Raw genomic sequence first — 14,580 nt, 5'->3', positions numbered from 1 at the left:
TAAATCCAATGAACTATTAGAGAATATCACGCAACGTCTAAGCTGTTAATTGATTGATTATTTATATAATACGAGGTTACGTTGATATGATGCCAGGCTATGTCTCGTCAATAACCGTTTCTAAAGATGGTAAGGCTCATTGGGGAGCTAATCCATTTGTCTTTTTGAAAAAGCTTTCTGCTAAGCAACAGAAAAAGAATGCTAAATCTAAGCAAGCTGTGACGATTCATGGCAAGTTAGACTATTATGTTAAGGGGTCTACCAAAGATCGAAAGGTTAAATATACAGTTAAAGGTCTAGTAGGTACTAGGGTTAAAATCAAGGCGCCTAAAGTGGCTGGCTATAAGTGTGCCAAGAAAAAAATCTATGTTGGTATTATAGATAAAAAGACAGGTTTTACCGGGGGTAGCATGCAACTCTATGTTAAAAAATAGTGAGGGGGCGCATATTAAATGAAACGACTAGTTAGGCTATTAGGCATAACAGTAATCGCGAGTGGGGTCATGGTACTGGACCTTGGCATTAACACGCCAGTAACCGCCCAAGCAGCAGTGAAGACTCACAAAGTAACGGCATTGCCCAAAACTTTTCGTGGTCATTGGTACACGACTGGTGGCAAAATGTTTAACAAGAAAGTAAGCGGCAAGAAGTTTGGTAGATCTAAGTATCGCAAAAGTCACGATAAACAGTCCATGTCAGCGACCAGTGAACAGTATTTTACACCCTATAAGGTCAGTGGTGCTGGGACGTATAAGAATACCATCTATCTGCTAAATGGTGAGGGGATAAATACGATTCGGCGGACGACGATTAAGGGTAAAGCTGTATTGATTAGCTATAATGAGCAACAGCACGGCACTGGTTTTACGATCTATACCAAGTCAAAAAAATCTAATTTACAACGAAACATTGGGGGGGTCTAACCCGTTTGGTATGGCTGTAACTGATCGAAAGACGGCCAAGGAAAATCGGACTTTTTATAACAAGATTAATCCAAAGGTAAAAAGATATTTAGGTAAGGCAGTTGTAAAAAGACATGCTAGTGGCGGCAAAACTGGTATGTTTAAAGGGATTAACATCAACTCCTATTCGGCTTATTATTTTTGGGAACGAGTCGTCAACAACTAAATCTATGAAGGAATCGGGGACAAAAAATCCTCGATTTTTTTATTTTAAAGTCGAAATAAGCACCCTTTGATGAAAAAGAATTTCTTAAAATCCGATAATTTTTGAAACTTTTTTGATAAATCGTGACAATATTCTTTAATTAACATTCTTTTTTTGGTACGATAATGACGTAGTTAAATTTGGGAGGCAAAACATCTTATGAGTAATGAAAAACCACAAATTGGCGTCATTGGTATGGCTGTCATGGGTAAGAACTTGGCTTTGAACATTGAAAGTCGCGGTTACAAGGTTGCGATCTTTAACCGGACCGGTTCTAAGACTGAAAAGGTTGTTAAGGATCACGCGGACAAGCAATTAGTCCCAAGTTATAAGATTGAAGACTTCGTGGCATCCCTTGAAACGCCACGTCGGATTATCATGATGGTCAAAGCTGGGAAACCAACTGATATGGTCATTGATGAATTATTACCATTATTAGATAAGGGCGATGTTTTGATTGATGGTGGGAACACCAACTTCAACGATACGATGGCTCGTAATGCTCGCTTAGACAAGTCCGGCATTAACTTTATTGGTATGGGTGTTTCTGGTGGTGAATTAGGAGCCTTACAAGGCCCTTCATTGATGCCAGGTGGCCAAAAAGAAGCGTATGATTTAGTTGAACCAATCTTGAAGAAGATTGCGGCTAAAGCGCCTCAAGATGGCGAACCATGTGTCACTTATATTGGCGACAACGGTGCCGGTCATTACGTTAAGATGGTCCACAACGGGATCGAATACGGCGATGAAGAATTAATCGACGAAAGCTACAACATTATGCGTAATGTGGCTGGGTTATCCGTTGATGAAATGTCCGACGTCTTCACTGACTGGAACAAAGGCGAACTCAGCAGTTACTTAGTTGAAATCACCGCTGATATCTTGTCACGTAAAGATGACTTAGGCGACGACAAGACGAAGCCAATCGTTGACATGATCTTAGACCGTGGGAACAATAAAGGGACTGGTAAGTGGAGTTCCGAAGATGCTTTGAACGTTCAAGTACCACAATCAGTGATCACTGAAGCCGTTTATGCCCGTTACATCTCAATGATGAAGAACGAACGGGTTGCGGCTTCTAAGAAGTTAGCTGGTCCTAAGAACGATGTGAAATTACCAGCCAAGGAAGAATTGGTTGAAAAGATTCGCCAAGCCCTCTACTTCAGTAAGATCATGAGCTATGCTCAAGGCTTCGAACAATTACGTTTCGCCGCTGAACATTACGGCTGGGATTTGAAGTTCGGTGAATTAGCACAGATCTGGCGGGCTGGCTGCATTATCCGGGCGCAATTCTTACAAAACATTACCAATGCGTTTGATAAGAAACCAGACTTAAACAACTTATTGATGGATGATTACTTTGCTGATATCGCTGCTAAGTATCAACAATCAACTCGTGACGTCTTAAGCTTGGCCATCCAAGCTGGCGTTCCAGTGCCATCGTTTAGTGCTGCTTTGTCATACTATGACTCATTCCGGGCCGAAGTTTTACCTGCTAACTTGTTACAAGCACAACGGGATTACTTTGGTGCCCATACCTACGAACGGACTGACCGTGAAGGCATGTTCCATTACACTTGGTATGAAGAACAATAAAAATCACGATTAATTGAAAACAAGCTTGAAACGCACCTAATCATTAGGTACGCTTCAAGCTTGTTTTTTTCGTTAGGGTTAAATTACCAGAATAGGCCACTTAAAATGGTTGTCGCCGCCACGCCCCAGTAATATTCAGAGGTTCGGGCTGTTTGGTTGTAGAGCGTTGTTAAGGCTTGAATCGGGTGATTCATGTGGGCTCGCATGGCGTTGAGGGCAACGGCATTGACCCGTGAAGCGGTTAATAGGACATTTTCGTACTTAGCAAGTTCCATCGCACACCTTAATAAATGGGCGGCTAATTCAGTGTCTTTAGCGACCTCGGGATCATTATAGGCAACGCAAATTTGTTGCAATAGGTGCTCAGCTTTTGGATCTTTTAACATGGTCATCATCCCCCGTCTGACCAGAGTATAGCACCATGATACCCAAATAGGTACTGGGGTGATCAAGTATTCAAGCTTGAAGTGGTCACTTTTGTATCGAACATCTGTTTGCGATATAATTAGATTATCATGCTAAACGGAGGTGTTGGCGGTGCGCCAAGAATCATTATTCAAACCGGAGCGGGGGACGAGTAGCCCGCTAGCTTATCGAGTCCGGCCGACGACCTTAGATGGGTTCAAAGGTCAGGACCATTTACTCGGGCCGGGTAAACTATTGCGGCAACTTATTGCTGAAGACCAAATCCCATCACTGATTTTTTGGGGGCCGCCGGGGGTTGGTAAGACCACGTTGGCTGAAATCATTGCCCAACAGACCAAGTCGCACTTTATTACATTTAGTGCCGTGACCACTGGCATCAAAGAGATTCGGCAGATTATGGATGAAGCGGAAGCTAATCGGGATTTTGGTGAGCGGACCATCGTGTTCATCGATGAAATTCACCGGTTCAATAAAGCCCAACAGGATGCTTTTTTGCCGTACGTTGAACGTGGCAGTATCACTCTGATTGGGGCAACGACTGAGAATCCGTCGTTTGAGATTAATGCGGCACTATTGTCGCGTTGTAAGGTATTAGTGTTAAAAGAATTAACCCCGGCTGCGTTAGTCGAGATCCTACAGAGTGCGCTTAAAAACGAGAATGGGTTTCCTAAGTTGACCGTACACCTACAGCCTGACACGTTACAGTTGATTGCGGAATTTGCCAATGGGGATGCCCGGATGGCGTTAAACACACTGGAGATGGCCGTTTTAAATGGTGAGCGTGATGGCGAATCCGTCACGGTGACGGCGGCTGGATTACATCAACTGATTAACACCAAGTCGTTGCGCTACGATAAGAATGGTGAAGAGCATTATAATTTGATTTCAGCGCTTCATAAGTCGATGCGCAATAGCGATGTCGATGCCGCCATTTATTGGCTGATGCGGATGTTAAAAGGCGGGGAAGACCCGTTGTACATTGCGCGGCGCCTGATTCGCTTTGCCAGTGAAGATATTGGGTTAGCTGACCGGCAGGCGTTGCCGTTAGCGGTGGCCGTTTATCAAGCTTGTCAGCTGATTGGCATGCCCGAGTGTGATGTGAATCTGACTGAAGCGGTGGCTTATCTATCATTAGCCCCGAAGTCGAATGCCTTATACATGGCGAAAGCGGCGGCTCAAGCAGATGTTCGTGCGAAAGGCAATCTGCCGGTGCCATTGCAGATTCGCAATGCGCCAACCAAATTAATGAAAGATTTAGGTTATGGCGATGATTATCAATATGCGCATGATACCGCGGCTAAATTAACCAATATGACCACGATGCCGCCGGAATTAGCGGGACAGACGTATTATGAACCGACTGATCAAGGCCAGGAAAAGGCGTGGCGGCAACGATTAGCTGCGATCAAAGCTTGGCATGCCCAACATCCCGATGCCCCGAGCGATTAAATTGCTTTTTAGTCAATAACCGTTAAAATGAGATTTAGATTAAGGTTCCTACAGCTTTCAGTGGTAGGAAAATTAGCGTATTCATGTTAAAATAACATGTTGTACCTGTTGATGAGGCGTCGTTCTCATTAAACATCGTGAGTACGCTTGTTAGATAAGTTGAATATTAGGAGTGACTAAAAGTAAATGAGTCGAATATTAATTATTGAGGACGAAAAAAATCTCGCCCGCTTTGTCGAACTGGAATTAAAGCATGAAGGTTACGACATTCAAGTTGAATATAATGGTCGTAAGGGATTGGACGCGGCTTTAGGTGAAGACTTTGACGCGATTCTGTTGGACTTAATGTTGCCCGAATTGAACGGGCTAGAAGTTTGTCGCCGGGTGCGGGAAGTTAAGAACACCCCAATTATTATGATGACGGCGCGTGATTCTGTGATTGACCGGGTTTCAGGGTTAGATCATGGGGCTGACGATTATATCGTTAAGCCATTCGCCATTGAAGAATTATTGGCGCGGCTCCGGGCTTTACTACGGCGGATTGATTTGGAAAGTGAACAACAAAGCACTAAGCAAACAACGGTCACCTATAAAGATTTAACGATTGAAAAGGAAAACTTAGTCGTTAAACGTGGTGATGAAGTTATTAACTTAACTAAGCGTGAATATGAGCTTTTATTAACGCTAATGGAAAATATCAATGTCGTTTTAGCTCGAGACGTCTTGTTAAACAAGGTCTGGGGTTACGAATCCGAAGTTGAAACTAACGTGGTCGATGTCTATATCCGGTACTTACGGAACAAGATTGATCGTCCTGGTGAAAAGAGTTATATCCAAACCGTTCGTGGGACAGGTTACGTGATTCGCTCGTAATGTCTGAACCAACAGCAACAACAACGGTGACGACACCGCGACCAAAGAAACGTTGGTCATTGAAGTGGAAATGGGCGCTGGGGACCGCAATTGGGACCGCGCTCCTTTTTATTTGTTTTTCAATCTTAGTGTATAAGAGCTTCACGAACCTCTTAATGCGCCAAGAACAACGTGACGTGGTCAGTGCCGTGACAACGGTTCAGCAATCATTGCGGACTGAATCGACGGGTTTAACGATTAAGTCCGTCGCTGCCAAGCTACAGCCGGAAGCCAATATTGAGCCGGCCTCTGGGATGGAAGCCCGTAAGCACGGGGCGTTACAAACGAAGATCTTTTCAGACTCAGAATTGACCGCCTTGTCGCGGACGAATTTGGCCGTAACTGTTTATGATCCCAAAGGCGTTACGCTGTACATTTCACGGCAGGATGCGCATGAGTTTAAGAAGAGTGCTTCACGTCAGTTGTCGATGATTGGGCATGGGAGTGCGTCCGAGTTAGTTGGTCGCGCGCCCATCTATGCCGCCAGTCATCATAAGCTGATTGGGTACGTCCAGATTACCGATAATTTAGCGGATTATCATAATACCACGCATAATCTGATGTGGATTTTTATTGTAATGACGCTGATTGCCATCTTTGGCTCGACATTGTTAGGGTACTTCTTAGCGGCTTTCTTATTACGACCAATGCGTAAAATTACGCAGACGATTAATGCGGTCCAAGATGATCCGCAGACGGATTCACGGGTACCGGCGCTTAATCGTAACGATGAGTTATCTGATTTAGGGACACTCTTCAATGATATGTTGGACCAGATGCAACGCTATATTACCCAGCAGCAGCAATTCGTGGAAGATGTCTCCCATGAGCTGCGGACGCCGGTTGCGATTATTCAAGGGCATATGGAACTCTTGAATCGTTGGGGCAAGGATGATCCGCAAGTTTTGGCGGAATCTTTGACGGCCTCGTTAGCTGAAACCAAACGGATGCAAAGATTGGTTCAAGAAATGCTGGATCTATCGCGAGCTGAACAGTTGGAGATTAACTTTAGCCATGAAACGACTGATGTTCAGAAGTTGGTCACGCAGGCGTTTAATGATTTTAAGATGATTCATCCTGATTTCATTTTTACGTTTGACGATGATGTGAAACAGCCGGTTTATGCGCAGATTTATCGGAATCATTTGGAACAGATTTTGATTATTCTGTTGGATAATGCCGTTAAATATTCCACGAAACGCCAAGAAATTCACCTGTCGTTGTCGACGGATATTCGCTATGTCGAAGTGGCGGTTCAAGACTTTGGTGAAGGGATTTCCAAGGATAACTTGGACCGTGTCTTTAATCGCTTCTATCGGGTTGATAAAGCCCGTAGTCGGGATAAGGGCGGTAATGGGCTCGGCTTATCGATTGCCCAACGGTTAGTTGAAGGCTATCATGGTAAGATTAGTGTTGAATCCGTGGTTGGGCAAGGCTCAATCTTCCGGTTCCAATTGCCAATCTTGAAAGATTCCAAATTGTTAGCCAAGGCGGAAGCTGATACAAATGCGGTTGAAAAGATCGCTAAGTCAGAGTTACCAGCGGGGATTAAGCCGGCAAGCCGCGATCTTGATGAGCCACCGTTGGATGATCATGAACATGCAGATAAATAAAAAATAGAAGTGGTAGTCAGGCAGTTTGTCTGGCTACTTTTTTGGTTACTCTGGGCAGTTGAGCTATCTTCTGTTAACATTAAAGGGTTACGTTTGGTGCTAGTTGAAATTGCCACCTGCCGGTTGGTTCCTAAAATGCTGGAACGCCATGGGCCATTTTGAAGCCAAACCCGGTCTTCAAAACTGACCTTGGCCTAAGTCCGAGCAGATCATTCGCACTAAGGCCAACGACACGGCTGAGCATTTTAGGAACCAACCTCTCGGCTAAATGACTGAACTTAAAATAATCAATCATTAATTTTTCAGTCCCGTTAGTTAACGTCGAGCGGGCCAGAATTGGCTCAGTGGTGTCGTTTATCTTGGTCGGTGACTTTCCGACCTAGATAAAGCCCGGCTTGGAAGACCGTTCTTCGGCTTCCAAACGCGGCCACCACGTTCCAGCCGATTCTGGACCAACCAGAGTGGCAATTTAATCCAACTAGCACCAAGTGTAAGGGGTGTTAATGACTTCGAGGGGGATGTTTTAATTGAGTGACCAACCAACTTATCAGCCGATGACGCTGAAGTTGTTTTTAGAGTTTATTCGCTTGCCAACAAAATCGGCGAGTGCGGTGCCGTGGGTGATGGGGGTCTTATTTAGCTGGTATTATTTTCATACGGTTAATTGGCTGAGTGCGGCAATTTATTTAGTCGCACAAATTTCAGTGGCGTTTTTTGTGACGGGATTCAATAATGTTCAGGACTATCGGTTAGCGGTCGATACGCATTATCGTGATACTTACAATATTATTGGGCGCGAACATTTATCGCCGCAACAGGCGTACCGGTTAATGTGGAGAACGCTAGCATTGGCTTGTGGGTTAGGGTTGATCCTAGTGTTACGGACGAATCTGTTACTACTCTTCATGGGAGCCGTTGCGATTGCCATCAGTATCTTGTATACGGCGGGACCCGTACCATTTTCTCGGTTTCCGGTTGGGGAAGTTCTATCTGGCTGGGTGGAAGGCTTTGGCGTCTTTTTTCTCACCATCTATATGAGTGTGACCCCAGCAACTTTGATGGGAATCACGATCAACTGGCCAGCCTTCGCGGTGGTGGGCAATCTCAAAAATATTTTGATCTTACTCTTAGTTGGCCTCCCCAATGTGATTTTAGTGGCCAACATTATGTTAGCGAACAATATTGGCGACGTGCCACAAGATATTAAGAATCATCGCTACACCTTGCCGTATTATTTAGGCCATACACGAGCGATGCAACTGTATCGGGTCTTAGTTTTTGCCAGCTATGTACCGGTGATTATCAGTGTGGGGTTGCAGTTGTTACCAATTTATCAACTGGTGACGCTGGTCGCGATTCCGAAGTTGATTAAAAATGTCCGGTTATTCAATCAGACTCAAGTACGTGAAAAGACCTTCTATACGGCACCCCAAAACTTGATGTTATTTCAAGGCTTGCAAATGTTAGGCTTGATTTTAGGGCTGGTTTTTGGCGGTTAAATCCGCATGATAAGGTTTTCACGTCAACGAAAGACTGTTATAGTGGAATAGCAGTAAATTTATTCAGGGGGCGGACCGGTTGTCAAACGAAACCACATATCGGCCAATGACAGTTAAGATCTTCTTGCAGTTCATTCGGCTGAATGCTAAAGCGGCGAGTGTTGTGCCGTACTTTATTGGTATTTTATTTTCTATTTATTATTTTCATGCATTTAATTGGGTTAATTCGTTAATTTATTTAATTGCCCAAGTGTCAATCGCTTTATTTGTGACGGGGTTCAATAACGTGCAAGATTACTTTTTAGCGGTCGATCTGCATTATCGTGATACGTATAACATTATTGGGCGGGAACATTTATCACCCAAGCGTTCCTTGCATCTAGTGCTATGGATGTTAGCGACTGCCATTGTACTTGGCATCGTGCTCGTTTTCAAAACGAATTTGCTATTATTATTTATGGGAGCGGTGGCCATTGGGGTAGCCGTCTTCTATACTTACGGGCCGGTACCATTTTCACGTTTTCCATTAGGGGAGCTCTTATCTGGGACGGTTGAAGGTTTTGGGGTGTTCTTCTTAGCGGTCTATATGAACGTGGCCACCCCAGTTTTGATGGGCTTTACGTTCAACTGGCCACACTTTGCCGTTGTCGGGAACTTGCAGAACATCTTGGTGATGATCTTAGTTGGTTTACCTAACATCTTCTTAGTCTCTAATATCATGTTAGCCGACAATATCTGTGACTTGGACCAAGATGTCCGTAACAAGCGTTATACGGTGCCATATTATATCGGTAAACCGAAAGCTTTGCGGACATATGATACGCTGGCATTGTTAGCTTATATCCCAGTCTTGATTAGTGTTGCGTTACAATTATTACCACTTTATCAATTACTAGTACTCTTGGTTTTACCAAAAATGTTGAAAAATATTAAAGCGTTCAATGCGGTTCAGATTAAAGAAACCACTTTTAATACGGCACCGCAAAACTTGATGATGTTTCAAGGGATGCAATTGATTGGCTTAATTATTGGCATTATTTTTTAAAGCAGGCCACTAAAAAAGGCAACTACCGTCATTGGCAGTTGTCTTTTTAGTTGTACTCATTAATCGCGATGATGGCGTTGCTGTTTACCAGCATTCCGGCCTTCATTTGGATGGGCATTGCGATTTGATAATTGATTGTCGACAGCCTGTTCCGTTGCTTGGACGGGTTTAGCAGTCACGGGAGTACGAGTCTTGATTGGATGTTTCTTCAATTCAGCCTCAACTTCGCGACGAATCCGGGGCCGGAAGAAGTTGATAATCAACGTTTGTAAGCAGGCGAATAACCCACCAACGAAGAAGTACAAGCCTAAACCAGCAGGCGCAGACATCGTCACGAACAAGATCATAACTGGACTCAAGACTAACATTGTCCGCATGGTCTTCTTTTGTTCTGGCGGCAAGCCGATCATTGACAAGTAACCTTGGGCCAAGTAGGACAAGAACGCTAAGACGGCTAACAAGAAACTGGATTTCCCTAATGGAATGCCAACAAAAGTGGCACTGGAAAGTTCCGGTGAGAACCGAATCGCGTAATATAAGGCCGAGAAGATTGGAAATTGGATCAGTAACGGTAAACAACCGATCCCACCAGTCATACTAATACCATTGTCCCGATAAAGCTGCATCATTTGGTTGCTAACCGCCGTTTTTTCTTCGGGGGTCTTAGCAGCCTTTTGTGCGGCTTGAATTTTCTTTAATTCAGGTTGGACCGCGGACATCTTTTCTTGTTGATACGTTGATTTTCGTTGTTGATTGACCATCATTGGTAATAAGACCAATCGTACCAACACTGTTAACCCAATAATGGCCCAACCGTAGTTGTTACCGAAAAGGCTAGCCATCCATTGCATGACGGCTTGACCGGGCCGGGCGAGGTAGTCATAGACAAAGCCATAAGGTTTACCGGTCTTTGTAGTTTGCACACAGCCGCTTAAGAACAGCGCCAAACTGGACAGCGCCAATGTAACGGTGAGGCCTTTTTTATTTTTCAATTGCTCATAATCCCCTTTATTTTTAATCATATAAACTAGATGATACTAGAGACCACCCGGGATTTCAATTAGTTATCCGAAAATTATGGTAGTTTTGGGGTTCCGCTTCGTGGACGGTTAATTGGTCGACGCGACCAAAATCCGTTGGTGATTGGCGAATCACGTCGATAAAGACTTGCACACGCTGATCTTCACCTTCTGCTTCAATAAACACGGAGCCGTCCATTAGGTTCCGAACGATACCGTTAACGCCGCACTTATCAGCGGCGGCCTTAGTTGCCCAGCGAAAGCCAACGCCTTGAACGCGGCCACTGGCTTGCAGTGTTACTGCTCGCATACTGTCACTTCCTATCTATCAAATGTCTACATTATATAATAGCATGGAAATGGACGGTTGTGATGGTTAGAAGTGGGTGGTGTTAGCTAAAATTACCGCTTACCAGTTGATTTTTTAAATGCCGAAACGTTATGGGTCGGGTTTAGGCCTGGCCTTTTCAAAACTCGCCTTGCTCTAGCCGCTCGTACTAAGGCCAACCAGCGTGGCAACTTAATCCAACTGGGACTAAGCATATGCTATACTTAACGTTAATGAGATTCGGAAAGAATTGGAGCTAAGTTAAACATGGAAAAAATTAATTCATTACAAAATGCCCACGTTAAGATGTGGAAGAAGTTACAAACGAAAAAAGGTCGTAAGCAACAAGCCTTGTACTTATTAGATGGTTGGCACTTAGTCAACGAAGCGGTAAAGGCCAAGGTCTCGATAAAAACGTTACTGATTACGGAGAAACAATTGGCAACTAATCCCGACTTGACCAAGTTTCCAGCCGTGATTGAGATTTCAGAAGAAGTTGCTAGTCACATCAGTGCCACCGTGACGCCACAAGGGGTCTTTGCCTTGGTCAACTTACCGAAAGCAGCCGCTGACCCGCTGGCTAACTTAGATTTGTCGCGGCCCTGGTTACTATTGGATAATGTGCAAGATCCTGGCAATATTGGGACAATGGTTCGCACCGCGGATGCCGCTGGCTTTGCGGGGGTGGCTTTCGGGACGGGGACGGTTGATGTTCACCAGCCTAAAGTTGAACGGGCGATGCAGGGAAGTCAATTCCATTTGCAATTATTGAGTACGGATCTCACTGATTTAGTGGCCCGTTTTCATGCTGAAGATAAGCCAGTGTATGGTTCTGAACTGAATCCGGAGGCGGCCCAATACTTAGATATTGATGCCCCGGCCAGCTTTGGTTTAGTGATGGGTAACGAAGGCAACGGCATGAGCGACGAATTATTGGCATTGACCGATAAGAATCTGTATATTCCAATCAAAGGTCGCGCTGAATCCTTAAACGTCGCCATCGCGGCCGGTATTTTGATGTTTGGGTTATATCGGTAGCTTGCTGGTGCTTAAACTGCTTGATGGATTGAAAGTAGATTACGATTGGGCGACTCATTAATGCTGACCCAACCAGAGTGGCAATGAATCACTAACCATAAGTTAGTTAATTTCCAACCGGAATTGAACAAAATACTTTCAAATTCACTTACTTTTTAGTAGAATAGCGGTAGTTATTAGCAAAGGGAGCTTTCAATGAAAAACAAGGTATGGCAACAAGATTCCGAATACGTGGCAATTGTGGCTGATTTATTAGCACAACCAGCCGTGCAACACTTGGCCGACTTTACACAACACCACCATTCGAATCGTTTAGATCATTCAATTGCAGTTTCATACGATAGTTACTTATTGGCAAAAAAATGGCACCTCAACACGACCGCGGTTGCGCGCGGCGGGTTATTACATGATTTGTTTTATTATGACTGGCGCGAAACCAAGTTTGATCTGGGGTCGCATGCCTTTATCCATCCACGGGTCGCTTTGCGGAATGCAGAAAAGTTAACCAAACTAACACCGATGGAAAAGGATATCATTTTAAAGCATATGTTTGGGGCGACCTTGGCCTTGCCAAAGTACCGTGAAAGTTTGTTAGTCTCTTTAGTCGATGATTATGAAGCAGAACATGAATTTTTTGGACCATTACGTACGAAGGTGGCCAAACAGTTAGACCGGTTTCGGGGGAAAGCCTCCGCTGAATAGCCGGTCAGCAGGACGTTTTTGGAGGTCATGAGAATGTCAGAAATGATGCTAGATACGGTTGCAGACACGACCGCAGAATCCCAATTTGAACTGTGTCCGAAATTTGAAAAGACGTTTTCCATCTTAGGTAAGAAATGGAACGGTTTAATTATCGATGTCTTACTTGAAGACGGACCACAGCGGTTTAAAAATTTAGCGCGCCGGGTACCGAAATGCAGTGACCGGGTGTTAGTTGTGCGCTTAAAAGAATTGGAAGAAAATGGCATCGTTAGTCGCGTGACCCATGCCGATTCGGCGTTGATCGAATACCGTTTGACCGCTAAAGGGGCGGACTTACGGCAGGTGATGAACACTGTCCACAATTGGTCTGATAAATGGTTTAGCCCAGCCCAAGGTTAATTGCACTTGACGCTGGCGTTGGTTTGCCATAAACTGGCATATGTAAACAGAAAAGCATTGACGAGAACTAGTAGCTAGTTAGCGGCGTCATAGGGACGAGTGTCATCGATTGTAAGCACTCCGGCGACCAAGATTAGTGAATTCACTCTCTGAGCTGAAATTGGGCGTTTAAAACAAATAATTTTCCGGTCTCCCGGCCGTTATTCGGTGAAAGTGCGTTGGCTTAGGTGAACTAGGTCGACGAACAAGGGTGGTACCGCGATGACCTCGTCCCTTTTAGGATGAGGTCTTTTTTGTGTCTAAACGCGATTATAAAATTTGGAGGAACAGTATGAGCTTACAAGATCGGTTAACCGAACTACGCGACCAAGGCTTGGCAGATATTAAGTCTGCGGATGTCTTGAAAAAAGTCAACCAAGTCAAAGTAGATTTACTTGGTAAAAAAGGTCCCATTACCGAAGTTTTACATGGGATGCGGGACTTAACACCAGAAGAACGTCCTAAAGTTGGGGCTTACGCAAATGAAGTGCGCGATAAGTTACAAGCGGCGATTGACCATCGCCGTGATGAATTGGAACAAGCGGCTGTTAATAAACAATTAGTGGCGGAAACGTTGGACGTCACCTTACCTGGCCGTCAAGTGCCCCAAGGTCAACCCCATGTGATTACCCAGATTATTACCGAACTCGAAGATTTATTTATCGGGATGGGGTATCAGATCGTGGATGGGGATGAAGTTGAAGAAGATTACTACAACTTCGAACGCCTGAACTTACCTAAAGACCATCCAGCGCGGGATATGCAAGATACGTTCTATATCACCAAGGATGTCTTATTACGGACCCAAACGTCAGCGGATCAACCGCGGTCACTGGAAAACCATGATTTTTCTAAAGGGCCGTTAAAAGTCTTATCACCAGGCCGCGTTTATCGGCGCGATACCGATGATGCGACTCATTCACATCAATTCCACCAAATTGAAGGATTAGTCGTTGATAAGCACATTACGATGGCCGACTTAAAGGGGACGTTGACGTTAGTTGCCAACGAACTCTTCGGCGATCAATTTGAAGTCCGCTTGCGGCCAAGTTACTTCCCATTTACGGAACCTTCCGTTGAAGCCGATGTCACTTGCTTTAACTGTAATGGGAAAGGTTGTGCCATCTGTAAACAAACGGGCTGGATTGAAGTCTTAGGTGCCGGCATGGTGCATCCACACGTCTTAGAAATGTCCGGGATTGATCCGGAAGTTTACGGTGGGTTTGCCTTTGGCTTAGGCCCAGATCGGTTTGCAATGTTGAAGTATGGCGTTGATGATATCCGGAATTTCTACTTAAACGATGTCCGGTTCTTGTCACAGTTCTATAAGAAAGGTTAGGACGTCCAA

At 44.5% G+C, this 14,580-nt stretch carries 15 protein-coding genes and 1 other annotated feature; of the genes, 12 read left to right on the top strand and 3 right to left on the bottom strand.

Annotated features, from left to right (window positions below; genetic code table 11):
- The first annotated feature begins 86 nt into the window (after window positions 1-86).
- From FFM80_RS05375 to gndA, 3 genes are all read left to right on the top strand, one after another.
- Window positions 87-434 (top strand): hypothetical protein, encoded by a 348-nt coding sequence (locus FFM80_RS05375; RefSeq protein WP_137639859.1) that lies wholly within the window; start codon window positions 87-89, stop codon window positions 432-434.
- 18 nt (window positions 435-452) lie between these two features.
- Window positions 453-923, top strand: a complete 471-nt coding sequence (locus tag FFM80_RS05370; RefSeq protein WP_137639858.1) for a hypothetical protein — start codon at window positions 453-455, stop codon at window positions 921-923.
- 403 nt (window positions 924-1,326) lie between these two features.
- On the top strand, window positions 1,327-2,763 hold the full coding sequence (gene gndA, locus FFM80_RS05365) for an NADP-dependent phosphogluconate dehydrogenase (RefSeq protein WP_137639857.1): 1,437 nt from the start codon (window positions 1,327-1,329) through the stop codon (window positions 2,761-2,763).
- A gap of 83 nt (window positions 2,764-2,846) precedes the next feature.
- On the opposite strand, the gene FFM80_RS05360 is transcribed toward gndA, so the two are convergent.
- Window positions 2,847-3,149, bottom strand: coding sequence for a bacteriocin immunity protein (locus FFM80_RS05360; RefSeq protein ID WP_137639856.1), 303 nt, complete (start codon window positions 3,147-3,149; stop codon window positions 2,847-2,849).
- A 151-nt stretch (window positions 3,150-3,300) separates the two neighbouring features.
- Between FFM80_RS05360 and FFM80_RS05355 the strand changes: the two genes are divergently transcribed.
- The 5 genes from FFM80_RS05355 to FFM80_RS05335 all read left to right on the top strand — a co-directional run bounded on the left by FFM80_RS05355 (window position 3,301) and on the right by FFM80_RS05335 (window position 9,707).
- Window positions 3,301-4,638: a replication-associated recombination protein A gene (locus FFM80_RS05355; protein WP_137639855.1), complete on the top strand. Its 1,338-nt coding sequence runs from the start codon at window positions 3,301-3,303 to the stop codon at window positions 4,636-4,638.
- Between the two features lie 186 nt (window positions 4,639-4,824).
- Window positions 4,825-5,511: a response regulator transcription factor gene (locus FFM80_RS05350; RefSeq protein WP_137607436.1), complete on the top strand. Its 687-nt coding sequence runs from the start codon at window positions 4,825-4,827 to the stop codon at window positions 5,509-5,511.
- Window positions 5,511-7,163, top strand: a complete 1,653-nt coding sequence (locus FFM80_RS05345) for a HAMP domain-containing sensor histidine kinase (protein ID WP_137639854.1) — start codon at window positions 5,511-5,513, stop codon at window positions 7,161-7,163. The genes FFM80_RS05350 and FFM80_RS05345 overlap by 1 nt, the downstream gene beginning before the upstream one ends.
- Window positions 7,164-7,690: 527 nt before the next feature.
- Window positions 7,691-8,662 (top strand): UbiA family prenyltransferase, encoded by a 972-nt coding sequence (locus FFM80_RS05340; protein ID WP_223877303.1) that lies wholly within the window; start codon window positions 7,691-7,693, stop codon window positions 8,660-8,662.
- Window positions 8,663-8,768: 106 nt separating this feature from the next.
- Entirely contained in the window at window positions 8,769-9,707 is a 939-nt protein-coding gene (locus FFM80_RS05335) for a 1,4-dihydroxy-2-naphthoate polyprenyltransferase (RefSeq protein WP_137639861.1), read from the top strand.
- 59 nt (window positions 9,708-9,766) lie between these two features.
- On the opposite strand, the gene yidC is transcribed toward FFM80_RS05335, so the two are convergent.
- Together yidC and FFM80_RS05325 are read right to left on the bottom strand one after the other, a co-directional pair.
- A complete protein-coding gene (yidC, locus tag FFM80_RS05330) occupies window positions 9,767-10,699 on the bottom strand; it encodes a membrane protein insertase YidC (protein WP_137639853.1) in 933 nt (310 codons plus the stop codon).
- Window positions 10,700-10,763: 64 nt separating this feature from the next.
- Window positions 10,764-11,036: an acylphosphatase gene (locus FFM80_RS05325; protein ID WP_137639852.1), complete on the bottom strand. Its 273-nt coding sequence runs from the start codon at window positions 11,034-11,036 to the stop codon at window positions 10,764-10,766.
- 285 nt (window positions 11,037-11,321) lie between these two features.
- Between FFM80_RS05325 and FFM80_RS05320 the strand changes: the two genes are divergently transcribed.
- From FFM80_RS05320 to pheS, 4 genes are all read left to right on the top strand, one after another.
- Window positions 11,322-12,092 carry a TrmH family RNA methyltransferase gene (locus FFM80_RS05320; protein WP_137639851.1) on the top strand — a complete coding sequence of 257 codons (771 nt, stop codon included), beginning with the start codon at window positions 11,322-11,324 and terminating at the stop codon, window positions 12,090-12,092.
- 195 nt (window positions 12,093-12,287) lie between these two features.
- Window positions 12,288-12,794 carry an HD domain-containing protein gene (locus FFM80_RS05315; RefSeq protein ID WP_137639850.1) on the top strand — a complete coding sequence of 169 codons (507 nt, stop codon included), beginning with the start codon at window positions 12,288-12,290 and terminating at the stop codon, window positions 12,792-12,794.
- A 33-nt stretch (window positions 12,795-12,827) separates the two neighbouring features.
- Window positions 12,828-13,193 carry a winged helix-turn-helix transcriptional regulator gene (locus tag FFM80_RS05310; RefSeq protein WP_137639849.1) on the top strand — a complete coding sequence of 122 codons (366 nt, stop codon included), beginning with the start codon at window positions 12,828-12,830 and terminating at the stop codon, window positions 13,191-13,193.
- Window positions 13,194-13,241: 48 nt separating this feature from the next.
- Window positions 13,242-13,471 (top strand) — a binding site (T-box leader).
- A gap of 53 nt (window positions 13,472-13,524) precedes the next feature.
- A complete protein-coding gene (pheS, locus tag FFM80_RS05305) occupies window positions 13,525-14,571 on the top strand; it encodes a phenylalanine--tRNA ligase subunit alpha (protein ID WP_137639848.1) in 1,047 nt (348 codons plus the stop codon).
- Window positions 14,572-14,580: the final 9 nt, after the last annotated feature.

The organism is Lactiplantibacillus dongliensis, assembly GCF_005405105.1.
GTDB classification, from domain to species: Bacteria; Bacillota; Bacilli; order Lactobacillales; family Lactobacillaceae; genus Lactiplantibacillus; species Lactiplantibacillus dongliensis.
This window is presented reverse-complemented; position numbering and strand designations above follow the sequence as displayed.